The sequence below is a fragment of the Streptomyces sp. NPDC047061 genome (assembly GCF_040643955.1).
Taxonomy (GTDB): Bacteria; Actinomycetota; Actinomycetes; order Streptomycetales; family Streptomycetaceae; genus Streptomyces.
The window spans coordinates 15,593-40,130 of record NZ_JBEYVI010000018.1 but is presented as its reverse complement, the minus strand read 5'-3'; the positions used below and the strand labels follow the sequence as shown (position 1 = coordinate 40,130).

Below are 24,538 nucleotides of genomic sequence, written 5' to 3'. Positions count from 1 at the left end.
GCGGGAGGCTGCGCTGAGTCGGCGACTGCGGGTCGTGTCCGGTTGCTCGCGCCCACGCGGCGGCAGCCGCAGATCCAATACAGCCCCACGCCCCTTACGGGGCGCTCCTCAGCCCCCAAAAGCAAAACCACGGGCCGCATCTCTTCAAGAATCCGGTCGTTTGGACATACGTGCACGCATACGACCTTCCTCCCCACCGGCCGTCCTTCTCCGCCGTTCCCGCTGCCCGGGCGGCTCAGGAGGCCCCGGGCGGGCTCTCGGCCACGCCGATCTATGACTCGCTCTATGCGGAGTGGGTCAAGAGCTTCCGTACGCTGCCGGGTGATCGCAGCGGTGAGGAGTCGCTGGGGTTCGTCGCCTTCGGGACCGCCCCGTTCAGTACCGGCACGCACGGTCTGGGGTCGTACGGAGGGAGCTCGTACAGCGCGTACAGCGCGGGTGCCTACAGCGCCCGGAACGGCGGCGGCCAGCCGCAGCCGCCGCAGTGGCAGCGGGTCGGGACGCTCGGGCGGACCGAGGAGACCGGGATGACGCCGGTCCCGGCTGCGCTTCCGCCGGCACCGCGCCGGGGGCTGTGACACATGCGTGAGGGGCGGCCACCGCTGACGGTGGCCGCCCCTCACGCATGCGGCTACTTCTTCTTCGTGCCGCGCTTCTCGCGCACCCGCACGGAGATGTGGATCGGCGTGCCCTCGAAGCCGAACTCCTCGCGCAGCCGGCGCTCGATGAAGCGGCGGTAGCCCGCCTCGATGAAGCCGGAGGCGAACAGGACGAACCGCGGCGGCTTGGTGCCGGCCTGGGTGCCGAACAGGATGCGGGGCTGCTTGCCGCCCCGGACCGGGTGCGGGTGGGCCGCGACCAGCTCGCCGAGGAAGGCGTTGAGGCGGCCGGTGGGGACGCGGGTCTCCCAGCCGGCCAGCGCGGTCTCGATCGCGGGGACCAGCTTCTCCATGTGGCGGCCGGTGCGGGCCGAGACGTTGACGCGGGGCGCCCAGGCGACCTGGCCGAGCTCGGTCTCGATCTCGCGTTCCAGGTAGTAGCGGCGCTCCTCGTCGAGGGTGTCCCACTTGTTGAAGGCGAGGACGACCGCACGGCCCGCCTCGACGGCCATGGTGACGATCCGCTGGTCCTGCACGGAGATGTTCTCGGAGGCGTCGAGCAGGATGACCGCGAGCTCGGCCTTCTCGACGGCGGCCGCGGTGCGCAGCGAGGCGTAGTAGTCGGCGCCCTGCTGGAGGTGGACGCGCTTGCGGATGCCGGCGGTGTCGACGAACTTCCAGGTGATGCCGCCGAGTTCGATCAGCTCGTCGACCGGGTCGCGGGTGGTACCGGCGATCTCGTTGACGACGACGCGCTCCTCGCCGGCCACCTTGTTGAGGAGGGAGGACTTGCCGACGTTCGGGCGGCCGATGAGGGCGATCCGGCGGGGGCCGCCGACGCCGGGGCCGCCGAAGGTCTGCTCGGGCGCCTCGGGCAGTGCCTCCAGGACGGCGTCCAGCATGTCGCCGGTGCCGCGGCCGTGCAGGGCGGAGACCGGGTGCGGCTCGCCGAGGCCCAGGGACCAGAGGTAGGAAGCGTCGGCCTCGCCGCTGGGTCCGTCGACCTTGTTGGCGGCCAGCACGACGGGCTTGCCGGCCTTGCGCAGCAGGCGTACGACCGCCTCGTCGGTGTCGGTCGCGCCGACCTTGGCGTCGACGACGAAGACGACCGCGTCGGCCGCCTCGATCGCGTACTCGGCCTGGGCCGCCACGGAGGCGTCGATGCCGAGGACGTCCTGCTCCCAGCCGCCGGTGTCGACGACCTTGAAGCGGCGGCCGGCCCACTCCGCCTCGTAGGTTACGCGGTCGCGGGTGACACCGGGCTTGTCCTCGACGACGGCCTCGCGGCGACCGATGATGCGGTTCACCAGAGTCGACTTGCCGACGTTCGGGCGGCCGACGACGGCGAGGACGGGCAGCGGGCCGTGGCCGGCCGCCTCGATGGCGCCCTCGACGTCCTCGATGTCGAAGCCCTCTTCGGCGGCGAGCTCCATGAACTCCGCGTACTCGGTGTCACCGAGCGCCCCGTGGTCGTACTCGTGCTCAGCCGAGTCGCCGGGCTGGATGTGGTCGTTCATGAAGTGCGTACCTCGTCGTTCATCGTGGTGATCGGTGGACCGGCCGCGAAATGGGGCTGATCCACTACTAAGTGTCGCTTAGCGTCCGGTCAGACGCCTGGCGTTTTCCAGGTGGCCCGCGAGCTGTTTCTGGATGCGCTCGGTGGCCTCGTCCAGGGCCTTTCGGGTGCGTCGGCCGCTGCCGTCGCCCGCCTCGAAGGGGTCGCCGAAGACGACGTCGACGCGGGAGCGCAGCGGGGGCAGCCCCTTTATCAACCGTCCGCGCCGCTCGGAGCTTCCCAGCACGGCCACCGGGACGATCGGCGCCCCGGAGCGCACCGCGAAGTAGGCGAGGCCCGCGCGGAGGGCGGCGAAGTCGCCGTCGCCGCGGCTGCCCTCGGGGAATATGCCGAGCACTCCCCCGGCCTCCAGGACACCGAGCGCCCGGGTGATCGCCGTGCGGTCGGTGGACTGGCGGTCCACCTTCAGCTGCCCGATCCGGGTCAGGAACGGGTCGAGCGGCCCGACGAACGCCTCCTTCTTGATGAGGAAGTGCGTCGGCCGGGGCGCCACGCCCATGACCATCGGGCCGTCGATGTTGTGGGAGTGGTTCACGGCGAGGATCGCCGGGCCCTGCGCGGGCACCTTCCAGGCGCCGAGCACACGCGGCTTCCACAGCCCGTACATCAGGCCGACCCCGATGCGGCGCCCGGTCTCGGCGCCCCGCTGCGACGGAACGCTCACTTCCCGGCCCGCTTCTCCTCGACGAGGGTGACGACGCACTCGATGACCTGGGCCAGCGTCAGCTCGGTGGTGTCCACCTCGACCGCGTCACCGGCCTTGGCGAGCGGCGAGGTCTTGCGGGAGGAGTCGGCCGCGTCCCGCTTGACCAGGGCCTCGCGGGTGGCGTTGACGTCGGCGCCCTTCAGCTCGCCGCTGCGGCGCGCCGCGCGGGCCTCCGGGGAGGCGGTGAGGAAGACCTTCAGGTCGGCGTCGGGCAGCACGGTGGTGCCGATGTCGCGGCCCTCGACGACGATGCCGTGCGCGGCGGCGCGGGCCAGCGACCGCTGCAGCTCGCTGATCCGGGTGCGCACCTCGGGCACCGCGCTGACCGCGCTGACCTTGGAGGTGACCTCCTCGGTGCGGATCGGGCCGGCGACGTCCACGCCGTCGACGGTGATCGTCGGCTTGACCGGGTCGGTCCCCGAGACGATCTCCGGCTTGCCGGCCACCGCGGCGATCGCGGTCGGGTCGGTGAGGTCGATACCGCTGTTCACCATCCACCAGGTGATGGCCCGGTACTGGGCGCCGGTGTCCAGGTAGCTCAGGCCGAGCTGCTCGGCCACGGCCTTGGACGTGCTCGACTTGCCGGTGCCCGAGGGGCCGTCGATCGCGACAATCACGGGCTTTACGGCGCCGTTTTCCACGGGGGGACACCTTCCGGGTGCAGGGTGGTGGGTGGTGTGCGGGCGGCGGTGCGCCCCGCACAAGGTTACCGGCCCCCGGGACCGCCGTTCTCAGCGCTACTGGCGCAGCGCCCAGCCCCGGTCCCGCAGCGCCGACGTGAGCACGGGCACGGCCTTCGGCTCCACCCAGAGCTGGACGTGGCCGGCCTGCTGACCGGTGGCGTGCTCGATCCGCACGTCCTCGATGTTGACCCCGGCCGCCCCGGCGTCCGCGAAGATCCGGGCCAGCTGGCCGGGCTGGTCGCTGATGAGCACCGCCACGACCTCGTACGCCCGCGGCGCCGACCCGTGCTTGCCGGGCACCCGGACCTGACCGGCGTTGCCGCGGCGCAGCACGTCCTCGATCCCGGCCCCGCCCGCGCGCCGCTTGTCCTCGTCGGAGGACTCCAGGGCGCGCAGGGCGCGGACCGTCTCGTCGAGGTCGGCGGAGACGTCGGCGAGCAGGTCGGCGACCGGGCCGGGGTTCGCGGAGAGGATGTCGATCCACATCCCGGGGTCGGAGGCGGCGATCCGGGTCACGTCCCGGATGCCCTGGCCGCACAGCCGTACGGCCGACTCGTCGGCGTGCTCCAGGCGGGCCGCGACCATGCTGGAGACCAGGTGGGGCATGTGGGAGACCAGGGCCACCGCGCGGTCGTGGGCGTCGGCGTCCATGACGACCGGCAGGGCCCGGCAGTGCGAGACCAGCTCCAGGGCGAGGTTCAGCACCTCGGTGTCGGTGTCCCGGGTGGGGGTGAGCACCCAGGGCCGGCCCTCGAAGAGGTCGGCGGTGGCGGCCAGCGGCCCGGACTTCTCCCGGCCGGACATGGGGTGCGTGCCGATGTACGACGACAGGTCCAGGCCGCGCTCCTCCAGCTCCCGGCGCGGGCCGCCCTTGACGCTGGCCACGTCGGCGTAGCCGCGCGCCAGGCCCCTGCTCATCGCGTCCGCGAGGACGGCGGCCACGTGGGCGGGCGGGGCGGCGACGAGCGCCAGGTCCACCGGCCCGTCGGGGGCCTCGTCGGTGCCGGCGCCGAGCGCGGCCGCGGTACGGGCCTGCTCGGGGTCGTGGTCGGCGAGGTGGACGACGACGCCCCGCTGGGCGAGGGCGAGCGCGGCGGACGTGCCGATGAGACCGGTGCCGATGACGAGCGCGGTCCTCACTGGGCGATGTCCTTGCGCAGGGCGGCCGCGGCACCGAGGTAGACGTGACTGATGTCGGCGCGCGGCAGGTCGGACTCGATGTGCGCCAGTATCCGGACGACCCGGGGCATGGCGCCCGCGATGTCCAGCTCCTGGGCGCAGATCAGCGGTACGTCGACGATGCCGAGCTTGCGCGCGGCGGCCGCCGGGAAGTCGCTGTGCAGGTCGGGGGTGGCCGTGAACCAGATGCTGATCAGGTCGTCGGCGGTCAGCCCGTTCCGCTCCAGGACGGCCGTGAGCAGCGCTCCGACCTGTTCGTCCATGTGACCGGCGTCGTCCCGCTCCAGCTGGACGGCCCCCCGGACCGCTCGTACCGCCACGGCGCTGCTCCTGTTCTGACGTCGGCGTCTTGGTCCGACCAGCCTAGTCAGACCGCCGCCGGGCCCGTGCGCCCTGCCCGCCCGCTGAGACGGGGCCGTCGCCTGCCATGGCCCCAATGTCACGTGTGGTACCCCATTCCGCTACTTGGGACGAAACACCCCTGTGCGCCTCTTTACGCCGGGCCCGCCGATCCGCTCTGATGGCAGGCAGACCCGCCTCGGGGGAGGCCCGCCATGAAACGTCCCGGTCCCTTGCTGACCCTGCTCGCGGGTCTGCTGTTCGGCCTGTTCATGCTGACGCTCAACGCGACGACGGGGACGAAGACCGCTTCGTCGTCGTACCAGGAGAAGTCACCGAGTCCGGCGCCGACGAGGACCACGGCGTCCCCGACGGCCACGGTGTCCCCGTCGCCGAGCCCGTCGCCGAGCCCGGCGAAGATCGCCGACGCCTCCTACGCCGGCCGCACCGACGACGACTCGTCCTCCGTGGCCGTCTCGGTCCGCGACGGCAGGGCGATCGCGTACTTCTGCGACGGCCACAGCAAGGAGTCCTGGCTCAAGGGCCCGGTGCAGCCCGACGGGAGCATGAAGCTCACCGGCAGTCACGGCGCCGTCCTGAACGGCACGCTCCAGGACAACCGGCGCATCCGCGGGAGCGTCGACCTGGACGGCGGCCACTACGCCTTCACCGCCCAGCGGGCCGTCAAGGGGTCGGGCCTGTACCGGGCCACGGCGACGGTGCGCGGCGCGAAGGTGGACGGCGGCTGGATCGTGCTCGCCGACGGCCGCCAGGTCGGCATCGTCGACCGTGACGGCAAGCCCTCGGCGGCACCCCGCATCGACCCGGAGACCGGCGCCGTGACGGTCGACGGACAGCAGCTGACGGCGAGCCCAGTCGTCCCCTGACACCCGGCCGTGACCGTGATCCGAGGGAGCCGACCATGTCCGTCGACCCGAACGCCGCCACCCAGAGCTGGCCGTCGCCCGAGCCGCACCACCGCCGCCCGCACCCCGCCCGCTATCTCGTCCCCGTCCTGGTGGCCGCCGCGGTCGCGGTCGCCCTCGGCGTGTACGGCAGGGTCCACCAGCCGACCGGGACGGCCTTCAACCTCGCCGGTTTCAGCAGCACGCGCGCGGTGAAGTCCTGGCTCGCCTCGACGGCGTTCTTCTTCGCGCTCGTCCAGCTGGCCTCGGCGCTGATGATGTACGGCAAGCTGCCGGGACCGCGCTGGGCGCCCGCGCTGCACCGCTGGTCGGGGCGGATCGCGTTCCTGGTCGCCGTCCCCGTGGCCGTCCACTGCCTGTATGCGTTGGGCTATCAGACGTACGAAACGCGCGTTTTGTGGCACTCCATCCTGGGTTGCTTCTTCTTCGGTGTTTTCAGTGCCAAGATGCTGCTGCTCCGCTCGGAGCGACTCCCCGGCTGGCTGCTGCCGATCGTCGGTGGGCTGGTGTTCGCCGTGCTCACGCTCGTCTGGCTGACGTCAGCCTTCTGGTTCTTCCGTACGTTCGGGGTGACGACATGACCGACGGCTCCACTCGGCGCAGCGTGCTCACGACGGGTACCGCGGCGCTCGCCGCGACCTGCGTGGGATGCAGCAACTACAACGACAACGGCTCCTCCAGCTCGTCCGGGTCGCCCGCCTCGTCCGGGGCGGGGAGCGCGGCCTCCGGGGAGGTGCTGGCGCAGACGAGCGAGATCCCGGAGGGCGGCGGCACGATCTTCAAGGACCAGAAGGTCGTGGTGACCCAGCCGACGAAGGGCGAGTTCAAGGCCTTCTCGGCGATCTGCACGCATCAGGGCTGCACCGTGAACCAGGTGGTGGACGGCACCATCGACTGCCCCTGCCACGGCAGCAAGTTCCACATCGCCGACGGCTCGGTCGCCCACGGCCCGGCGACCAAGCCGCTGCCGGCCGAGACGATCACGGTGAGCGGAAATTCCATCACCCTGGGGTGACCGGCCACATACGCTCCTGAGCATGGAGCCCGAGGACCTGGTGCGCGACCACACGATCTACGCCTGTGTCATGGGGTCGCGGGCCTTCGGTCTGGCCACGGAGGACAGCGACACCGACCGCCGGGGTGTGTTCCTCGCCCCCACTCCCCTGTTCTGGGGCCTGGCGAAGCCGCCGACACATGTCGAGGGGCCGGGCGAGGAGCAGTTCTCCTGGGAGCTGGAACGGTTCTGCGAGCTGGCGCTACGGGCCAACCCGAACATCCTGGAGTGCCTGCACTCCCCCCTGGTCGAACGCCTCGACGACACGGGCCGCGAACTGCTCGCGCTGCGCGGAGCCTTCCTCTCCCGGCGCGCCTACGACTCCTTCACCGGTTACGCCCTCGCCCAGCGCCGGAAGCTCGACGCCGACGTCCGTGTGCACGGCGCCCCGCGCTGGAAGCACGCGATGCACCTGCTGCGGCTGCTGACGAGCGCCCGCGACCTGCTGCGCACCGGCGAGCTGACGATCGGCGTCGGCGACCGGCGCGCGGAGTTCCTGGCGGTGAAGCGGGGCGAGGTCTCCTGGGCGGAGGCCGAGTCCCGGATGGCCCGGCTGGCCGAGGAGACCGAGCGGGCGCTGCACGGCACCCCGCTCCCGGCGGAGCCGGACCACGCGCGCGTGGCCGACTTCCTGTTCCGGACCCGCCGGGCCTCGGCCCTCCGGACCCACGCGGACCAGGCCGGGCAGGGCACCGTGCGCGCCGGGCGGCGCTGAGTTCGGCTCAGAGCCGGGGCGGCGCCGGGTTCGGCTCAGGCGTCCCAGAGCGCGCCCAGGGTCATCAGGTCGCCCTGGTACTCGATCCGGTCGGCCCACTCGGTCGGCCAGGCGTCCTCGCCGAGCCAGGCCCCGGCGAAGGCGCCGGTGAGGCAGGCGATCGAGTCCGAGTCGCCGGAGGAGCAGGCGGCCCGGCGCAGGGCGAGCACCGGTTCGCCGGGGAAGAGCAGGAAGCAGAGCAGACCGGTCGCCAGGGCCTCTTCGGCGATCCAGCCGGCACCGGTGGCCAGGCACGGGTCGGCCTCCGGCGAGGCGGTGCGCACGGCCTCCTGGAGCCGGTCGAGGATCTCCAGGCACTCGTCCCAGCCGCGCGCGATGAACGCCTCGGGGCTCGCGTCCTGGCTGCGCGTCCACAGGTCGCCGAGCCAGGTGCGGTGGTAGCGGGTGCGGTTCTCGTGGGCGTACGACCGCAGCCGGTCGACGAGCCGGTCCGGTTCGGTCCCCTGCGCGAGCAGCCGTACGGCGCGCGCGGTGAGGTCGGAGGCGGCCAGCGCGGTGGGGTGGCCGTGGGTGAGTCCGGCCTGCAACTGGGCGGCGCCTGCGCGCTGTTCGTCGCTCAGCCCGGGGGCGAGACCGACGGGCGCGACCCGCATGTTGGCGCCGCAGCCCTTGGAGTCGATCTGGCTGGCGTCCTGCCAGGCGCGTCCCTCCTCCTTCAGGAGGTTGCAGGCCCGCAGGCAGGTCCGGCCGGGCGCCCGGTTGTTCTCGGGCGACTGGTACCAGTTCACGAACTCCTCGCGCAGCGGCCGCTCCAGCCGCTTGGGCGCGAGCACCCCCCGGTCCATCGCGGTGCGCATCGCGTGCCCCACGGCGAGGGTCATCTGGGTGTCGTCCGAGACGAAGGCCCGCTGCGGCAGCTCCATCTCCCGCCACGGCCCGAACTTGGCGAGGATGGACGGCACGTCGTTGAACTCGGTGGGGAAGCCGAGCGCGTCCCCGAGGGCGAGACCGATCAGGGAGCCGGTGGCGGCACGCTTGTCGCCGATGTTCGTGGTCATGCGGGGCGTCCTTCCCGGGACGGGCGGAGCAGGGGCGGGTGGAGCACGGTGGCGGTGCCCGCGCGGTAGAGGGCGGCCGGTTTGCCGCGGCCGCCGGTCAACCGGGCGGCGCCGGGGGCGGGTTCGACGAAACCGGGCGTCGCGAGCACCTTGCGGCGGAAGTTGGGGCGGTCCAGCGGGACGCCCCACACCGTCTCGTAGACGTTCTGCAGTTCGCCGAGCGTGAACTCGGGCGGGCAGAAGGCGGTGGCGAGACAGCTGTACTCCAGCTGCGCGCCGACCCGTTCATGGGCGTCGGCCAGGATCCGGACGTGGTCGAAGGCGAGCGGCCGGGCCGGGTCGTACGGCTGCCAGCGCGCCTGGGCCGCGTCCCCGCCGCCGTGCGGCTCGGGGGCGTCGGGCAGCAGCGCGGTGAAGGCGACGGAGACGACCCGCATCCTCGGGTCGCGCTCGGGCTCGCTGTAGGTGCGCAGCTGCTCCAGGTGCAGTCCGGACACGTCCGACAGGCCGGTCTCCTCGGCGAGTTCCCGCCGGGCCGCCGTCTCGGCCGACTCCCGCGGCAGCACGAAGCCGCCGGGCAGCGCCCACTGTCCGGCGTACGGCTCCTGCCCGCGCTCGACGAGCAGCACGTGCAGGGCTCCGGCGCGGAGGGTGAGGACGGCGAGGTCGACGGTGACGGCGAAGGGTTCGAAGGCGTACTTGTCGTAGCCCTGCATGGGCCCGTCCACCCCCTCGGTGATCGACGCAACTAATGGTCTTTACGACTATAAAGAGTCGACGGGGGTCACGCAAGGCCTCAGCGGCCGCTGGCGCCCCGTTCGCGGGTACGACGACGGCCGGTCCCGGACTATCCGGAACCGGCCGTCAGAAAGCCGTACACGCCCCTCTGCGGGGCCGGTGGTCTAGAGGTCGACTTCCTTCATGAGCATCCCGACCTCGGTGTTGGACAGGCGGCGCAGCCAGCCCGACTTCTGGTCGCCGAGGGTGATCGGCCCGAAGGCGACCCGCACCAGCTTGTCGACCGGGAACCCGGCCTCCGCCAGCATGCGCCGCACGATGTGCTTGCGGCCCTCGTGCAGGGTGACCTCGACCAGGTAGTTCTTGCCGGTCTGCTCGACGACCCGGAAGTGGTCGGCGCGCGCGTAGCCGTCCTCCAGCTGGATGCCGTCCTTGAGCTTCTTGCCCAGGTCGCGCGGGATCGGGCCCACGATGTGCGCCAGGTAGGTCTTCTTCACGCCGTACTTGGGGTGGGTCAGCCGGTGCGCCAGCTCGCCGTGGTTGGTGAGCAGGATGACGCCCTCGGTCTCGGTGTCCAGGCGCCCGACGTGGAAGAGCCGGGTCTCCCGGTTGGTGACGTAGTCGCCGAGGCACTGCCGCCCGTCCGGGTCCTCCATGGTGGAGACCACGCCGGCCGGCTTGTTCAGCGAGAAGAACTGGTACGACTGCGTGGCGACGGTCAGCCCGTCGACGCGGACCTCGTCCTTCTCCGGGTCGACCCGCTTGCCCTGCTCCAGGACGATCTCGCCGTTGACCTCGACCCTGGCCTGCTCGATCAGCTCCTCGCAGGCGCGCCGGGAGCCGTAGCCCGCGCGGGCGAGGACCTTCTGCAGCCGCTCGCCCTCCTGCTCGGCGCCCGGGAAGGTCTTGGGGAGCTTCACGTCCTTCTTGCCGGCGTACCGCTCCCGGTTGCGCTCCTCGGCGCGGGCGTCGTACTCGCGGGAGCTCGCCGGGGCCCAACGGCCGCGCCCGGTGTCCTGGCTCTGCCGGGGGCCGCCCTTGGCGCCGCCGCGCGCCGAGGCGCCGCGGCCCGACTTCGGGCCGTCCTGGGTGGCGCCCGGGCCTACGTCGTAGCGCCGCTCCTCCGGACGCGGCTTCTTCGGCCGGCCTGCGCCCTGCTTGTCGTCGCGGGCGTTCCCGGCGCCGCGGTAGTCACCGCGGCCACCGCTGCTCCCGCCGCGGCCGCCGCTGTTGCCACCACGGCTCCCGCCGTTGTTTCCGCTGCTGTTCCTGCCGCTGCTGCTTCGCATCAAAGTTCCGTCTAGTCGTCTGCGTCGTCTGCACCCGGCGCATCGGGTGCGTCCGGATCGAACGACGGTACGCCCTCCTGGGTCTCGGCCTCGATCGCCTCCGCCTCCGGGAGGAAGGGCGCGAGCTCCGGGAGCTCGTCCAGGCCGCGCAGGCCCATCCGCTCCAGGAAGTAGTTCGTCGTCCTGTACAGGATCGCACCTGTTTCGGGTTCCGTGCCCGCCTCCTCGACCAGACCGCGCTGCAGCAGGGTGCGCATCACACCGTCGCAGTTGACCCCGCGGACGACCGAGACGCGGCTGCGGCTCACCGGCTGGCGGTACGCGACGACCGCGAGTGTCTCCAGCGCGGCCTGGGTGAGCCGGGCGGTCTGGCCCTCCAGGACCAGCCGCTCGACGGCGGGCGCGTACTCGCCGCGCGTGTAGTAACGCCAGCCGCCCGCGACGAACCGCAGCTCGAAGCCGCGGCCCTGCGCGGTGTACTCGTCCGCCAGCGCCCGCAGCGCCTTGGTGACCGTCTGCTTCGGCCGCTCCAGGAGCTTGGACAGGTGCTCGACGGTGGCGGGCTCGTCCACGACCATCAGGACGGCTTCCAGGGCCGGCTTGAGCTCGAGGTCGGCGACGGGCCGCAGCCCCGCCGGCAGCTCCGCGGTCTCCTCGCTCACGGCTTCTCCTCCTTGGGCGGCTCGGGCGGCCGGTCGAATTCGTCGGTGACCATCAGCCGGGCCCCGGCGTCCCCGCCGGTCCAGCGCACGATCAGGTCCCCGAGGGCGGTCTCCTGGTCGAGGGCGACGGCCTTCTCCCGGTACAGCTCCAGGAGCGCGAGGAAACGGGCCACGACGGTGAGCGTGTTGTCGGTGTCCTCGACGAGCACCCGGAAGCTGGCCTCCCCCAGCTCCCGCAGCCGCGCGACCACGATCCCGGCCTGCTCCTGCACGCTGACCAGCGGGGCATGGATGTGGTCGACGTACACCTGCGGCTTGGGCCTGGGCTGCATCGCCTTGACCGCGAGCTTGGCGAACCCCTCCGCCCCGATGCTGATGACGACCTCGGGCAGCAGCTCGGCGAGGTGCGGTTCGAGGCCGACGGTACGGGGCCAGCGGCGGGCCTCGTCGTCCAGGCGCCGGTTGAAGATGTCGGCGATCTGCTTGTACGCGCGGTACTGCAGCAGCCGCGCGAAAAGCAGGTCCCGGGCCTCCAGCAACGCGAGGTCGGCCTCGTCCTCGACCTCGGCGGCGGGCAGCAGCCGGGCGGCCTTGAGGTCCAGCAGGGTGGCGGCGACGACGAGGAACTCGGTGGTCTGGTCGAGGTCCCAGTCCGGCCCCATGGCCCGGATGTGCCCCATGAACTCGTCGGTCACCTTGGACAGCGCGACCTCGGTGACGTCAAGCTTGTGCTTGGAGATCAGCTGAAGCAGAAGATCGAAGGGCCCCTCGAAGTTGGCAAGCCGGACCTTGAAGACGCCGTCGGGGACGTCTTGGGGCTCCTCGGCGCCGGAGGGCTGGGGTTCGACAGCGCCGGGCTCCTCTTCTGACACGCCGCCGTTGTGGGCAGGCGTTCCGCTGGGGGTCCCCCCAGGCCCTTCAGGCACTGGGGGAGGAACGGGTGGGCACAACGGCCCACCGGCCTCAGCAGGCCCCTCGACCTCCGCCACAGGAGCACCCGGCCCCCGCCCCAGCGCACGCCTGCGGCCGGGACCGGGGACAGAAGCAGGAGAATCGGTCGAGGTCATAGCCCCCGCAGGCTACCCCTACCGCCCGCGAAGCCGTCGTACGAGGATGCTCGCGTCCCCGCGGGACTCCAGGTCGGCCAGGACCACGGCGACCGCCTCGCGGACGATCCGGCCCCGGTCCACCGCCAGCCCGTGCTCGCCCCGGAGCACCAGCCGGGCGTGCTCCAGATCCATCAGCTCCTCGGCGGAGACGTACACGGTGATCTTCTCGTCGTGCCGCTCGCGCCCGCTGGGCCGCCGGGCGGGCGCCCGGCCGCCGCCCCGCTGCTTGCGGGGCTGCCCCTGCGCGGCGGACCCGGCAGAACCTTCCTGCACCGCCTGCTGCCGCGCGGACCGCTCCGCCGACGGCGCGACCGTGACCGACTGCGCGGCGTGGTTGCGGGACTCCCCGGCGTCGGCCGGCTCGGCCTCCGCCGCCACATGCTCCGCACCCTCGCCGTCGCCGCCCTGCACGGGCACCGACTGGGGCACGTCCTCGGCGGCCGCGGCCGCCGTCTCGTCGCTCTCCCCCGCGGGAGCCGGCACCCGGGCCTCGCCGTTGACCGGGCGCCTGGGCGTGGACGGCTGCAGCGCCATCCCCCCGGTCGTACGGAACAGTTCGTCGGCCCCGGGCAGACTCACTCGGCGTGACACCGGGCGAGCACCTCCCTGGCGAGCTGGCGATAGGCGGCGGCACCGACGGAGTTGGAGGCGTACGTGGTGATCGGCTCACCGGCGACCGTGGTCTCCGGGAAGCGGACCGTGCGGCCGATGACCGTGTGGTAGACGTGGTCGTCGAACGCCTCGACGACACGGGCCAGCACCTCGCGGCTGTGCACCGTGCGCGAGTCGTACATCGTGGCGAGGATGCCGTCGAGCTCCAGCTCCGGGTTGAGCCGCTCCTGGACCTTCTCGATGGTCTCGGTCAGCAGGGCGACACCACGCAGCGCGAAGAACTCGCACTCCAGCGGCACGATCACCTTGTGGGCGGCCGTCAGCGCGTTGACCGTGAGCAGGCCGAGCGAGGGCTGACAGTCGATCACGATGTAGTCGTAGTCGGGCAGCAGCGGCTTCAGGGCGCGCTGCAGCGTCGACTCGCGGGCGACCTCGGAGACCAGCTGGACCTCGGCGGCCGACAGGTCGATGTTGGAGGGCAGCAGGTCCATGTTGGGGACCGCGGTCTTCAGGAGGACCTCGTCGGCCGCCATGCCCCGCTCCATGAGCAGGTTGTAGACGGTGAGGTCGAGCTCCATCGGGTTGACGCCGAGACCGACCGACAGCGCGCCCTGCGGGTCGAAGTCCACGAGCAGCACCCGCCGGCCGTACTCCGCGAGCGCGGCACCCAGGTTGATGGTCGACGTGGTCTTGCCGACGCCGCCCTTCTGGTTGCACATCGCGATGATCGTCGCGGGGCCGTGACTGGTCACCGGGCCCGGGATCGGGAAGTACGGCAGCGGGCGCCCGGTCGGGCCGACGCGCTCGCGGCGCTGACGCGCCGCGTCGGGCGCGAGCGTGGCCGCGTACTCCGGATCGGGCTCGTACTCGGCGTCGGGGTCGTAGAAGTGCCCGTCGGGCAGTTCGTCGTAGTCGGCGAATTGGCTGTGGGGCGCGCCACTTCCGTCGCCGGCCATGGCGTTCACGTGATGGCCATCCATGCTCTGGTGTGCTGTCCGCGTGGTCAGCGGACTCCGGGCTGCTGCGAAGGTACGCACCGCGACGGAGCCGACAGCCTCGAACCCCGCGGGACCCTGGTCCCGTACCGGCATTCCTGGTTGACCACCCCCGGGAGAAAATGTCGACTCATTCACAAGTCGTCTTACCTCCTTGGTGACCAGGAAACTTCTAGACAGGTCAGCGTGGCACTATGCCGACGGTTGGCGACTCTATGGCGTGTCGGGCGTTCGCAGCAACACAATCCGCCGGACCCGGCAGGATGTGTCGGCAATGAAACATCCCTCTGTCAAGGGCGTACGGCCGTCGCACAGCAGGTTTCACCGGTGTGCGAATCGGTCGAAGGGTTACGTTCGAGGCGAGTTGACCGCAAGTCGCAAAGTGACCATACACACATCCGGCCGGACCTTGTCGGGCAAGGTCCGGCCGGAAGTGCGCGATTGACGCGGCTTGTTGACGTATCGCCTTTACGAAAAGGTGACTTGCCCGCCGGGTCCTGCTCAGCCGATGAGCGTGTCGAGGTCGACGTGCTCCAGGCCGTGCGCCTCGGCGACCTCCTTGTAAACGACCTTGCCGTCATGCGTGTTGAGGCCCTTGGCGAGTGCGGCGTCCCGGCGCAGCGCCTCCGCCCAGCCGTTGTCCGCGAGCGACACGATGTACGGGAGCGTGGCGTTGGTGAGCGCATAGGTGGAGGTGTTGGGCACCGCACCGGGCATGTTGGCGACGCAGTAGAAGACCGACTCGTGGACCTTGAAGGTCGGCTCGGCGTGCGTGGTGGGGCGGGAGTCCTCGAAGCAGCCGCCCTGATCGATCGCGATGTCGACAAGGACACTTCCCGGCTTCATGCGGGAGACCAGCTCGTTGGTGACGAGCTTCGGGGCCTTGGCGCCCGGGATGAGCACCGCGCCGACCACCAGGTCGGCCTCCAGGCACGCCTTCTCCAGCTCGAAGGAGTTGGACATGACGGCCTTGACCTTGGTGCCGAAGATCCGGTCGGCCTCGCGCAGCTTGTTGATGTCGCGGTCGAGCAGGGTCACGTCGAAGCCCATGCCGATGGCGATCTGCACGGCGTTCCAGCCGGAGACACCGCCGCCGATGACGACGGCCTTGGCGGGCAGCACACCCGGGACACCACCGGGCAGGACGCCACGGCCGCCGGCGGCGCGCATCAGGTGGTAGGCGCCGACCTGCGGGGCGAGCCGGCCCGCGACCTCGGACATGGGCGCGAGCAGCGGCAGCGCGCGGTTCGGCAGCTCGACGGTCTCGTAGGCGATCGCCGTGGTGCCGGACTCCAGGAGGGCGTCGGTGCACTCCTTGGAGGCGGCCAGGTGCAGGTAGGTGAAGAGGGTCTGGTCCTTGCGGAGGCGGTGGTACTCCTCCGCGATCGGCTCCTTGACCTTCAGCAGCAGGTCCGCGGTGGCCCACACCTCGTCCGCGGTGTCCAGGATCGTGGCCCCGGCGGCGGTGTACTCGTCGTCCGGGATCGACGAGCCGACACCGGCGCCGCGCTCGATGACGACCTGGTGACCGTGCCGCACCAGCTCGTGCACGCCGGCCGGGGTGATGGCCACCCGGAACTCGTTGTTCTTGACCTCGCGGGGGATGCCGACCTTCACGTCGATCACGGTCCTTGGCTCAGAGGGTGTGGGGGCATAGACACGCATACCCGGCATGCGGCGGCATACCAGGAGACACCGCGGAAGAACCGGCGGCAGAGCCAGTTTAATGAAGGCGTTCCGACTGTCTAGCCTTTCATTGCATCAATCTTGGCCGGAAGCACTACGGATTTCGTAGGCGTTAGCGCCGTGTTCCGGGTCGGAGTCCGGGTCCGAGGGGTCCATGGAGTCCCGGAGCTCCTCACTCAGCATGCGCTCGGCGGCCGAGCGGTGCAGGCTCGCGGCGATGGAGTCGCCGAGCCGCTCCAGCGTGTCGGCGAGCCGCAACTGGAGCGCCGCCTGGAGCCGGGTGTCCTCGGCACGGCGCGCCCACTCCACCGCCTCCTGGCAGGTGCTCAGCGACTCCTCGGGCCGGCCGGCGTACTCCTGGACCCGGGCCAGCTCGCTCAACGCCCTTGCCTGCGCGGCCACATCACCGTTCTTGCGGTGGCCGGAAACGGCCGCCCGCCAGGCCCGCAGCGCCTCCCCGTAGCGGCCCGCGTAGGTGTGCGCGCCGGCGATGCGGCCGTAGAGCCGGGCCGCCTCGGCACGCTCGTCGCGGGCCAGGCGCTCGGCGAGGGCGCGGCCGAACCAGTCGGCGGCCCGGTCGTAGTCCCCCAGCTCCTGGTACGCGCCACCTACGGATTCCATTGCGCGACCGGTCGCGTACGGGTCATTTGCTCTGCGCCCGGCCTCCAGAGCCGACCGATATCGCACCAGAGCGTCCGCCGTTCGCCCGGTCTGCGCGTCCAGGTCGCCGAGGTTCAGCAGTGCGGCGGCCTGCTCCCGGGGCAGGTCGCGGCGCTCGGCGACATCGAGGACGAGCCGGTGGATGCCGTACAGGTCGGGGGCCGCGGCCTGGGTGCCGAGGTGCGCCACCATGGCCTTGACCAGCTGCGCCATCAGGCGGCGGGCCAGCGTGTCGAGCTCGCCGTCGGCGACCGCCGCGCGGGCTGCGGCCAGCAGCGCCGGGCGCCGGATGCGCAGCCAGTCGGCGGCGGCCCGGGGGGTCGGGAAGCGCAGCTCCCGGGGCAGGGCCTGGAGCTTCTCGCGGGCCTGCGGGTTGTCGGTCTCGGTGATCGCCCGGCAGGACTGCAGCAGCCGTACCGTGCGCTCCAGCATCCGGGCGCGGGCCAGCTGGAGCTCCCCGGCCCGCTCCTGGCTCTCGGCCAGCACCCGGAGCAGCGGGTGCAGGCAGCCGGGGACCACGTACTGGGGCAGCGGGGAGGCCACCGGGTGCAGCAGGCCGAGGCGGACCAGCTCGTCCAGGGTGGTGCGGGCGGTGTCGACCGAGCAGCCGGCCAGGGACGAGGCGGTGTGCGGGTCGACCAGGCCGGCCGGGGCCAGGCTGAGGAGGCGCAGTATCCGCGCGGACCGGCCCGGCAGCTGGCCGTGCGCGAACCGCAGGACGCGGGCCAGCGCCGCGCCGTCGTCCGCCTCCGCGTGCAGGCGTTTGGCGAGGTCGGAGACGGCCGCTTGAGGGCGGGCGGCGAGCCAGCCGCCGGCCAGGGCGAGCGTGGCGGGCTGCGCCTGGCACACCTCGACCAGCGACTCGGCGGAACGGGGGTCGACGGTGATGCGGACCGAGCCGGTGTGCCGGCTGAGCAGTTCCACGGCCGACTTGGTGTCGAGACCGCCCAGGGTGCACGGGCGGACGTTCGAGATCCCGGTGAGCGGGCCGCCGGAGACGGCGACGGCCAGGCAGTCCGGGGTGTCCGGGAGCAGTACGTCGACCTCTTCGGCGCCGGGCGCGTCGTCGAGCAGGAGCAGCATCCGGCGCCCCGCGAGGGCGGTGCGCAGGGCGTGGGTGAGGTCGTCCGCGGCGGCGCCGGCCGGGGTGGGCAGCCGCAGCGCGGTGAGGAGGTCGCGGGCGGTGCGCTCGACCGGGACCGGGGTGCCGTCGGGCTCGGTGAGGCGGGCGCGCAGCACTCCGTCGGGGTAGCCGGGGGCGACCTGCCGGACGAGCTCCTCGGCGAGGGCGGTGCGGCCGGAGCCGGGCCTGCCCGCGATCAGCAGCACCCGGGCGCGGGGGGCCTTGCGGCCGGCGATGGTGTCCAGGCCCGCGCGCTCGATGTCGGCGCGCAGTTCCTTCAACTCCCTTGTACGGCCCAGGAACCGGTCGTCCGTGGCCGCGGGCGCCGACCGCCGTGCGCCGCCTGTGTCCACCGCCTGATCCGTCACGGGCCACACTCCCGTCCCACCGCACACGCAGGCCCGCCGGGGCTCCGGTTCGGGCGTTTCGGCTCAATCGCGTCGAGCCTAGTTCACGTGCGAGGACGTTCCGGGCAGAGCGCGGCTGACCTATCGCCCGATCGGATCAGGCGATGGTCACACCGGCGTGCTCGAAGGGCGGATCCGGGCCCCGGGGGTGGGGCTCAGGACTCGAAGGGGCGGGCCGGCCAGGGCGCGTCGGCCGGGCGCAGCGCGTCGAGGCCGTCACCGGTGCGGGCGGCGACCAGGGAGAGGACGCCGGTCACGAGGCAGTTGTTGTGGAGGTCGCCGGCGAGCACCAGGCGCACCAGCTCGTCGACCGGTACGCGCGCGTACTCCAGGTCGATCTCCTCGTGCTCCGTCTCGAAGCGCTCCCCCTCGGCCTCGGAGAGACCACGGGCGAGGAAGATCCGCACCGCCTCGTCGCAGCCGCCGGGGGTGGTGTACAGGTCGGTCAGCACCCGCCAGTCCTCGGCCTTGACGTGGGCCTCCTCGTACAGCTCGCGCTGGGCGGCGTGCAGCGGGTTCTCGCCGGGGATGTCGAGCAGGCCGGCCGGGATCTCCCACAGCTTCTGCCGGACCGGGTGCCGGTACTGGCGGATGAGCAGCACGCGGTCCTCCTCGTCCAGGGCGAGGACGGCGACCGAGCCGGGGTGGACCTGGTAGTCGCGGCGGACCACCGAGCCGTCGGGCATGACCACCTCGTCGGTGCGGACCGAGGTCTTGTTGCCCACGAAGGGGGTCTCCGTCGCCCGGATCTCCCACTCCTCGGGGGTGTCCTTGATCGTCATGCCGAACCCTTCCAGACGTACGTGAAAAAACCGGGGTGCGCACCTTTGAAGGTATGCACCCCGGCCACCGTACAACCGGTGTGTTACTTCGAATTCTCCTGCTCGACGGCGCCCTGCTGACGGGCGACCGCGGCCTTCACCAGGCCCGCGAAGAGCGGGTGCGGGCGGGTCGGGCGGGAGCGCAGCTCCGGGTGGGCCTGGGTGGCGACCAGGTAGGGGTGGACGTCGCGCGGGTACTCGACGTACTCGACGAGCTTGCCGTCCGGGGAGGTGCCGGAGAACTGGATGCCGGCCTTCTTCTCCAGCTCCGCGCGGTAGGCGTTGTTCACCTCGTAGCGGTGGCGGTGCCGCTCCTCGACGTACTCCTTGCCGTCGTAGACCTCGCGCGCGATGGAGCCCTCGGCCAGCTTGGCCGGGTACATGCCCAGGCGCATGGTGCCGCCCATGTCGCCCTCGCCGGCCACGATGTCCAGCTGCTCGGCCATGGTGGAGATGACCGGGTGGCCGGTGGCGGAGTCGAACTCGGTGGAGTTGGCGTCCGGGATGTCGGCCAGGTTGCGCGCGGCCTCGATCACGATGCACTGCAGGCCCAGGCAGAGACCGAGCAGCGGGATCCGGTTCTCGCGGGCGAAGCGGATGGCGCCGACCTTGCCGAGCACACCGCGGTCGCCGAAGCCGCCCGGGATGCAGATGCCGTCGACGTCACCGAGCTGCGCGGCGGCGCCCGCCGGGGTCTTGCAGTCGTCCGACGTCACCCACTTGATCTTCACGCGGGCCTTGTTGGCGAAGCCGCCGGCACGCAGCGCCTCGGTGACCGAGAGGTAGGCGTCGGGCAGGTCGATGTACTTGCCGACCAGCGCGAGGGTGATCTCGTGGTCGGGGTTGTGGACGCGGTCGAGCAGGTCGTCCCAGGTCCGCCAGTCCACGTCGCGGAACGGCAGGTCCAGCTTGCGGACGACGTAGGCGTCCAGGCCCTCGCCGTGCACGGTCTTCGGGATGTCGTAGATCGACCGGGCGTCCGGGCAGGCCACGACCGCGGCCTCGTCGACGTCGCACATCAGCGAGATCTTGCGCTTGATGGCGGTCGGCACCTCGCGGTCGCAGCGCAGCACGATCGCGTCCGGCTGGATACCGATGTTCCGCAGCGCGGCCACGGAGTGCTGGGTGGGCTTGGTCTTCAGCTCGCCGGACGGGCCGATGTAGGGCAGGAGCGAGATATGGACCACGAAGACGTTGTCCCGGCCGACCTCGTGCCGGACCTGGCGGACGGTCTCCAGGAACGGCAGCGACTCGATGTCGCCGACCGTGCCGCCGACCTCGGTGATGACCACGTCGACCTCGTCGGTCGCCATGCGCCGGATGCGGTGCTTGATCTCGTTGGTGATGTGCGGGATGACCTGGACCGTGTCGCCCAGGTACTCGCCACGCCGCTCCTTGGCGATCACCGTCGAGTAGACCTGACCCGTGGTGACGTTGGCGGAGCCGTCCAGGTCGCGGTCGAGGAAACGCTCGTAGTGGCCGATGTCCAGGTCGGTCTCGGCGCCGTCGTTGGTGACGAACACCTCACCGTGCTGGAAGGGGTTCATCGTGCCCGGGTCGACGTTCAGGTACGGGTCGAGCTTCTGCATCACGACGCGCAGGCCCCGGGCCTTGAGCAGCATGCCCAGGCTGGAGGCCGTCAGGCCCTTGCCGAGCGAGGAGGCGACACCCCCGGTGACGAAGATGTGCTTGGTCGTCGTGGCTGCGCTGTTTTTGAAAGCATGCGGCGGCATGGCCAAGAGGGGGCTCCCGTGGTCGCGGTCTGTCGTGCGGTACGGCTGCCGTCCTGGAGTTTCCGGGGTGGTGCCGTCGCTGCGGTTCGGGGGTTTCGTGCCCACCGGTCCACGGGCTACCAGGGTATCAGCGCCTCGGAGAGATGGCTTCCGGCCACGCTCCGTACACACGTCGGCACGGACGTGGGGCCTGCCTCACCCGCATTTCACCCAGGGCTCACCCGTTCGGCCCACACGGGTTGCCCGGAGCGGCACGCAGATCATCTACGTGCGTCGTATCCTGCTCGGACACTCGCTGCCGAGCCCGGCCGGAAAAGACGGCACACCCCCGCCCGTCACCCCGGAACAACGAGAGCTTGGCAGTTCGTTGAGCTATGACTGTCGTTTTGCCTCAGGGCGCGGCGGGCTGCTTTGCTTCACCGCTTGACGACCTAATGACGCACAACAACAACCCCCCTTGACCGCACTAGCGACAGCCCCCTTCTGCCTGGGGGGTGACGTGGCCGTTCGACTGGAGTTGCACGTGGCCGGGCGCATCGAAGACTACGCACTCATCGGAGACATGCAGACCGCTGCGCTGGTCTGCCGGGACGGCACAGTGGACTGGCTGTGCCTGCCCCGCTTCGACTCGCATGCCATCTTCGCCGGTCTGCTCGGCACCGAGGAACACGGCTTCTGGCGCCTCGGCCCGGCCCACGCGGCCGACTCCCCGCCCCCGACCGCGGCCCGCCGCACCTACCGGGGCGACTCGCTGATCCTGGAGTCGGAGTGGGACACCCCGCGCGGCACGGTCCGGGTCATCGACTTCATGCCCCCGCGTGACGGCGCGCCCCAGCTGATCCGCATCGTCGAGGGCGTCACCGGCCGGGTGCCGATGCGCTCGGTGCTGCGGATGCGGTTCTCCTACGGCCGGGTGGTCCCCTGGGTGCACAAGCACGACGGCCGTACGGTCGCCGTCGCGGGCCCCGACTCGGTGTGGTTCGACACCTCGGCGGAGACCTACGGCAAGTCGCTGACGACCTACGCCGACTTCACCGTCGCCCCCGGCGACCGGATCGCCTTCACCATCTCGTGGCAGCCCTCGCACAAGGAGCCGCCGCCGCTGCCGGAGCCGGAGCAGTCCCTTGAGGCGACCGAGGACTTCTGGCGGGAGTGGGTCGAGCACTGCACGTACCACGGCCCGTACCGCGAGGCCGTGGTCCGCTCGCTGATCACGCTGAAGGCCCTGACGTACGCCCCCACCGGCGGCATCGTCGCCGCGCCGACGACCTCCCTCCCGGAGGACATCGGCGGCGTCCGCAACTGGGACTACCGCTACACCTGGCTGCGCGACGCGGCGATCACCCTGTCCTCCCTCCTGCGCACCGGCTACCGCGAGGAGGCCCGCGCCTGGCGCGAGTGGCTCCTGCGGGCGGTCGCCGGCGACCCCGAGAACCTGCAGATCATGTACGGCATCGCGGGCGAGCGCGAGCTGGGCGAGGCCGAGCTGGACTGGCTGCCGGGCTACGAGAACTCGGCGCCGGTCCGGGTCGGCAACGGCGCGGCCCACCAGCTCCAGCTGGACGTCTACGGCGAGGTCACCGAGGCCCTGCACCTGGCCCACATGACCGGCCTGGCGCGCAACGACTACGCCTCCCTCCTCCAGCTGAAGCTGATCCGCTACCTGGAGGACCACTGGGACGAGCCGGACGAGGGCATCTGGGAGGTGCGCGGGCCGCGCCGGCACTTCGTGCACTCCAAGGTGATGGCCTGGGTCGCGGTGGACCGCACCATCAAGCTGATCGAGTCCGGGGACGCGGACGGCCCGCTGGAGCGCTGGAAGGAGCTGCGCGACGACATCCACCGGGACGTCTGCGAGCGGGGCTACGACAAGGAGCGCAACACCTTCACCCAGTCGTACGGCTCCCAGGAGCTGGACGCCTCGCTGCTGCTGATCCCCCAGATGGGCTTCCTGCCGCCGGACGACAAGCGGGTCATCGGCACCATCGAGGCGATCCAGCGGGAGCTGTCCACGTCCGACGGCTTCATCCTGCGTTACCCGACCTCGGGCGGCGACGAGGGCGTGGACGGCCTCCCCGGCGACGAGGGCGCGTTCCTGGCGTGCTCGTTCTGGATGGCCGACGACCTCGCGATGATCGGGCGCGTCGACGAGGCCCGCAAGCTGTTCGAGAAGCTTCTCGCACTGCGGAACGACCTCGGGCTGCTGGCGGAGGAGTGGGATCCGCGGCTGAAGCGGCAGGTGGGGAACTTCCCGCAGGCGTTCAGTCATGTGCCGCTGATCGACACGGCGCTGCGGCTTACGGCGTCCGGGGCGTACGGGGGGTAGCGGCGCCGTCGGTCGGGTGCGGGTGCGTGGGGGCTGGTCGCGCAGTTCCCCGCGCCCCTTGCGGGGCGCTGCTGTCTAGGCTGGTCATCATGGGTGCCTTCTCGAAGGCGCACACGGCTCTCGTCGTGCTCCGTGAGGATCTGGGCGGTGATGTGTTCGCGCCCGGAGACCTGGGGTACGACGCGGCGCGGGCCGTCTTCAACGGCATGGTCGACCGGCGCCCGGCCGTGATCGCCCAGTGTGCGGGCGACGCCGACGTGGTCCGTGCCGTGCGGTTCGGGCGGGAGCTGGACCTGCACATCGCGGTGCGCGGCGGCGGCCACTCCGTGGCGGGCTCGGCGGTCGCCGACGGCGCGCTCGTGGTGGATCTGCGCCGGATGGACGAGGTGACCGTCGATCCGGTGGCGGAGGCCGTCCGGGTGCAGGGCGGGGTGACCATGAGCCGTCTGGACCGGGCGACCCGGGCCTACGGTCTCGCCGCCACCGGTGGGCGGGCGCCCGGCATCGGGGTCGGCGGGTTCGTGCTCGGTGGCGGGTCGGGGTGGCTGGACCGGGTCTTCGGGGCGGCCGTCGACGACCTGATCGGCGTCGAACTGGTCACCGCCGACGGCGAGCGTGTGCACGCCAACGCGGACGAGAACCCGGAGCTGTTCCGGGCCCTGCACGGCGGCGGCGGGAACTTCGGTGTCGCCACCGCGCTCACCCTCGCCCTGCACGAGCTGCCGGTGTTCTCGGTCGCGCTGCTGCGGTATCCGCCGGAGTCCGGCCCGGAGGTGGTCCGCGCCTTCCGCGAGGTGATCCGCACCGGCCCCGACGAGGCGGGCGGGGCGGTGGTGTACCTGGCAGCCGACGGCGAGCCGGTGTGCGCCGCCCTCGTGACCTTCGTGGGCGGCGAGGCAGGGCTGCGCAAGGTCGCCGGACCGCTGCTCGCGCTGCCGCACGAGGCGGAGGTCGTCGGCCCCATGCCGTACGGCGAGCTGCAGTGCCTGCTCGACGTTCCGTCCGGGCTGCGGAACCACTGGTCGGCCGAGTGCCTGGCCGACCTGCCCGACGAGGCGGTGGACGCCTGGTGCGGAGCTGCGGAGGGCATGCCGGTGCCGAGCGGCTCGCGGCATCTGTTGTTCCCGCTGAACGCGGCCTGGGTGGTGCACCCCTGTGGGATCTGGGCGGACCCGGCGGACGACGAGCGGGTGATCGGCTGGGTGCGGGGCGTCCGTGCCGGGATCCAGCCGTGGGCCACCGGTGCCGTCCCCCTGAACCTCATCGGTGACGAGGGCCCGGAGCGGGTGCGGGCAGGCCTGGGCGTGGGGAACGCGCTGCGGCTCGGCAAGGTGAAGCGACGTTGGGACCCGGACAACGTCTTCCGCTTCAACCACAACATCAGACCGCTCTGAGCAGGTCCGGCGAGATCCGCGCCCTGAAGGGGCGCGGGGCTGTATCAATCTGCGGCTCCGCCGCGTGGGCGCGACCAGCCACAACGGCGCCGCAGTCAACAGACGGCGTTATCGCGGCACTTCCGGCGGAGCACTCCGCGGAAGATGC

23 protein-coding genes are annotated in these 24,538 nt (G+C 71.8%); 7 read left to right on the top strand and 16 right to left on the bottom strand.

Features of this window, described 5'->3' with window-relative positions; genetic code table 11:
- Positions 1-170: 170 nt before the first annotated feature.
- Positions 171-578 (top strand): hypothetical protein, encoded by a 408-nt coding sequence (locus tag ABZ887_RS24995; protein ID WP_361293052.1) that lies wholly within the window; start codon positions 171-173, stop codon positions 576-578.
- A 53-nt stretch (positions 579-631) separates the two neighbouring features.
- Here ABZ887_RS24995 and der read toward each other — a convergent pair whose 3' ends face one another.
- From der to aroH, 5 genes are all read right to left on the bottom strand, one after another.
- Positions 632-2,116: a ribosome biogenesis GTPase Der gene (der, locus tag ABZ887_RS24990; RefSeq protein ID WP_361293050.1), complete on the bottom strand. Its 1,485-nt coding sequence runs from the start codon at positions 2,114-2,116 to the stop codon at positions 632-634.
- A 78-nt stretch (positions 2,117-2,194) separates the two neighbouring features.
- A complete protein-coding gene (locus tag ABZ887_RS24985) occupies positions 2,195-2,782 on the bottom strand; it encodes a lysophospholipid acyltransferase family protein (RefSeq protein ID WP_361293299.1) in 588 nt (195 codons plus the stop codon).
- A gap of 53 nt (positions 2,783-2,835) precedes the next feature.
- Positions 2,836-3,522, bottom strand: coding sequence for a (d)CMP kinase (gene cmk / locus ABZ887_RS24980; protein WP_361293048.1), 687 nt, complete (start codon positions 3,520-3,522; stop codon positions 2,836-2,838).
- Between the two features lie 96 nt (positions 3,523-3,618).
- Complete coding sequence (locus ABZ887_RS24975; RefSeq protein ID WP_361293046.1) at positions 3,619-4,704, bottom strand: prephenate dehydrogenase; 1,086 nt, start codon at positions 4,702-4,704, stop codon at positions 3,619-3,621.
- Positions 4,701-5,063, bottom strand: a complete 363-nt coding sequence (gene aroH / locus ABZ887_RS24970) for a chorismate mutase (RefSeq protein WP_361293044.1) — start codon at positions 5,061-5,063, stop codon at positions 4,701-4,703. The genes ABZ887_RS24975 and aroH overlap by 4 nt, the downstream gene beginning before the upstream one ends.
- 234 nt (positions 5,064-5,297) lie before the next feature.
- Between aroH and ABZ887_RS24965 the strand changes: the two genes are divergently transcribed.
- The 4 genes from ABZ887_RS24965 to ABZ887_RS24950 are packed head-to-tail and all read left to right on the top strand — an operon-like array spanning position 5,298 to position 7,777.
- Positions 5,298-5,969 (top strand): hypothetical protein, encoded by a 672-nt coding sequence (locus ABZ887_RS24965; protein WP_361293042.1) that lies wholly within the window; start codon positions 5,298-5,300, stop codon positions 5,967-5,969.
- A gap of 35 nt (positions 5,970-6,004) precedes the next feature.
- Complete coding sequence (locus ABZ887_RS24960) at positions 6,005-6,589, top strand: DUF6529 family protein (protein WP_361293040.1); 585 nt, start codon at positions 6,005-6,007, stop codon at positions 6,587-6,589.
- Entirely contained in the window at positions 6,586-7,023 is a 438-nt protein-coding gene (locus ABZ887_RS24955; protein WP_361293038.1) for a Rieske (2Fe-2S) protein, read from the top strand. The genes ABZ887_RS24960 and ABZ887_RS24955 overlap by 4 nt, the downstream gene beginning before the upstream one ends.
- A gap of 22 nt (positions 7,024-7,045) precedes the next feature.
- Positions 7,046-7,777 (top strand): nucleotidyltransferase domain-containing protein, encoded by a 732-nt coding sequence (locus ABZ887_RS24950; RefSeq protein ID WP_361293036.1) that lies wholly within the window; start codon positions 7,046-7,048, stop codon positions 7,775-7,777.
- Between the two features lie 35 nt (positions 7,778-7,812).
- Here the strand turns inward: ABZ887_RS24950 and ABZ887_RS24945 are convergent, their stop codons facing one another.
- The 11 genes from ABZ887_RS24945 to ABZ887_RS24895 all read right to left on the bottom strand — a co-directional run bounded on the left by ABZ887_RS24945 (position 7,813) and on the right by ABZ887_RS24895 (position 20,670).
- The gene (locus ABZ887_RS24945) at positions 7,813-8,835 is read right to left on the bottom strand and encodes an ADP-ribosylglycohydrolase family protein (RefSeq protein ID WP_361293034.1); all 1,023 of its coding nucleotides are present in this window, start codon (positions 8,833-8,835) and stop codon (positions 7,813-7,815) included.
- Entirely contained in the window at positions 8,832-9,551 is a 720-nt protein-coding gene (locus ABZ887_RS24940; RefSeq protein ID WP_361293032.1) for an NUDIX domain-containing protein, read from the bottom strand. The genes ABZ887_RS24945 and ABZ887_RS24940 overlap by 4 nt, the downstream gene beginning before the upstream one ends.
- Before the next feature lie 186 nt (positions 9,552-9,737).
- Positions 9,738-10,862 (bottom strand): pseudouridine synthase, encoded by a 1,125-nt coding sequence (locus ABZ887_RS24935; protein WP_361293030.1) that lies wholly within the window; start codon positions 10,860-10,862, stop codon positions 9,738-9,740.
- Positions 10,863-10,873: 11 nt separating this feature from the next.
- On the bottom strand, positions 10,874-11,524 hold the full coding sequence (scpB, locus tag ABZ887_RS24930) for an SMC-Scp complex subunit ScpB (RefSeq protein ID WP_361293028.1): 651 nt from the start codon (positions 11,522-11,524) through the stop codon (positions 10,874-10,876).
- A complete protein-coding gene (locus ABZ887_RS24925) occupies positions 11,521-12,591 on the bottom strand; it encodes a segregation/condensation protein A (protein ID WP_361293026.1) in 1,071 nt (356 codons plus the stop codon). Before ABZ887_RS24925 ends, scpB begins: the two co-directional genes overlap by 4 nt.
- 18 nt (positions 12,592-12,609) lie before the next feature.
- Positions 12,610-13,224 carry a hypothetical protein gene (locus tag ABZ887_RS24920; RefSeq protein ID WP_361293024.1) on the bottom strand — a complete coding sequence of 205 codons (615 nt, stop codon included), beginning with the start codon at positions 13,222-13,224 and terminating at the stop codon, positions 12,610-12,612.
- Positions 13,209-14,336 (bottom strand): ParA family protein, encoded by a 1,128-nt coding sequence (locus tag ABZ887_RS24915; RefSeq protein ID WP_361293022.1) that lies wholly within the window; start codon positions 14,334-14,336, stop codon positions 13,209-13,211. The genes ABZ887_RS24920 and ABZ887_RS24915 overlap by 16 nt, the downstream gene beginning before the upstream one ends.
- A gap of 405 nt (positions 14,337-14,741) precedes the next feature.
- The gene (gene ald / locus ABZ887_RS24910; RefSeq protein WP_361293020.1) at positions 14,742-15,866 is read right to left on the bottom strand and encodes an alanine dehydrogenase; all 1,125 of its coding nucleotides are present in this window, start codon (positions 15,864-15,866) and stop codon (positions 14,742-14,744) included.
- A gap of 135 nt (positions 15,867-16,001) precedes the next feature.
- Positions 16,002-18,077: a tetratricopeptide repeat protein gene (locus ABZ887_RS24905; protein ID WP_361293018.1), complete on the bottom strand. Its 2,076-nt coding sequence runs from the start codon at positions 18,075-18,077 to the stop codon at positions 16,002-16,004.
- Between the two features lie 194 nt (positions 18,078-18,271).
- The gene (locus ABZ887_RS24900; protein WP_361293016.1) at positions 18,272-18,898 is read right to left on the bottom strand and encodes an NUDIX hydrolase; all 627 of its coding nucleotides are present in this window, start codon (positions 18,896-18,898) and stop codon (positions 18,272-18,274) included.
- Between the two features lie 83 nt (positions 18,899-18,981).
- Positions 18,982-20,670 carry a CTP synthase gene (locus ABZ887_RS24895; protein WP_361293014.1) on the bottom strand — a complete coding sequence of 563 codons (1,689 nt, stop codon included), beginning with the start codon at positions 20,668-20,670 and terminating at the stop codon, positions 18,982-18,984.
- 523 nt (positions 20,671-21,193) lie between these two features.
- Here ABZ887_RS24895 and ABZ887_RS24890 point away from each other — a divergent pair.
- Both ABZ887_RS24890 and ABZ887_RS24885 read left to right on the top strand, forming a co-directional pair.
- Positions 21,194-22,996 (top strand): glycoside hydrolase family 15 protein, encoded by a 1,803-nt coding sequence (locus tag ABZ887_RS24890; protein ID WP_361293297.1) that lies wholly within the window; start codon positions 21,194-21,196, stop codon positions 22,994-22,996.
- A gap of 89 nt (positions 22,997-23,085) precedes the next feature.
- The gene (locus tag ABZ887_RS24885) at positions 23,086-24,390 is read left to right on the top strand and encodes an FAD-binding oxidoreductase (protein WP_361293012.1); all 1,305 of its coding nucleotides are present in this window, start codon (positions 23,086-23,088) and stop codon (positions 24,388-24,390) included.
- Positions 24,391-24,538 lie beyond the last annotated feature (148 nt).

Bases quoted from the DNA above. Each gene is read 5' to 3' on its own strand.
- der (WP_361293050.1), bottom strand. From the start codon at position 2,116: ATGAACGACCACATCCAGCCCGGCGACTCGGCTGAGCACGAGTACGAC.
- ABZ887_RS24985 (WP_361293299.1), bottom strand. From the start codon at position 2,782: ATGTACGGGCTGTGGAAGCCGCGTGTGCTCGGCGCCTGGAAGGTGCCC.
- ABZ887_RS24965 (WP_361293042.1), top strand. From the start codon at position 5,298: ATGAAACGTCCCGGTCCCTTGCTGACCCTGCTCGCGGGTCTGCTGTTC.
- ABZ887_RS24960 (WP_361293040.1), top strand. From the start codon at position 6,005: ATGTCCGTCGACCCGAACGCCGCCACCCAGAGCTGGCCGTCGCCCGAG.
- ABZ887_RS24955 (WP_361293038.1), top strand. From the start codon at position 6,586: ATGACCGACGGCTCCACTCGGCGCAGCGTGCTCACGACGGGTACCGCG.
- ABZ887_RS24950 (WP_361293036.1), top strand. From the start codon at position 7,046: ATGGAGCCCGAGGACCTGGTGCGCGACCACACGATCTACGCCTGTGTC.
- ABZ887_RS24945 (WP_361293034.1), bottom strand. From the start codon at position 8,835: ATGACCACGAACATCGGCGACAAGCGTGCCGCCACCGGCTCCCTGATC.
- ABZ887_RS24940 (WP_361293032.1), bottom strand. From the start codon at position 9,551: ATGCAGGGCTACGACAAGTACGCCTTCGAACCCTTCGCCGTCACCGTC.
- ABZ887_RS24935 (WP_361293030.1), bottom strand. From the start codon at position 10,862: ATGCGAAGCAGCAGCGGCAGGAACAGCAGCGGAAACAACGGCGGGAGC.
- ABZ887_RS24925 (WP_361293026.1), bottom strand. From the start codon at position 12,591: ATGACCTCGACCGATTCTCCTGCTTCTGTCCCCGGTCCCGGCCGCAGG.
- ABZ887_RS24915 (WP_361293022.1), bottom strand. From the start codon at position 14,336: ATGCCGGTACGGGACCAGGGTCCCGCGGGGTTCGAGGCTGTCGGCTCC.
- ABZ887_RS24900 (WP_361293016.1), bottom strand. From the start codon at position 18,898: ATGACGATCAAGGACACCCCCGAGGAGTGGGAGATCCGGGCGACGGAG.
- ABZ887_RS24895 (WP_361293014.1), bottom strand. From the start codon at position 20,670: ATGCCGCCGCATGCTTTCAAAAACAGCGCAGCCACGACGACCAAGCAC.
- ABZ887_RS24885 (WP_361293012.1), top strand. From the start codon at position 23,086: ATGGGTGCCTTCTCGAAGGCGCACACGGCTCTCGTCGTGCTCCGTGAG.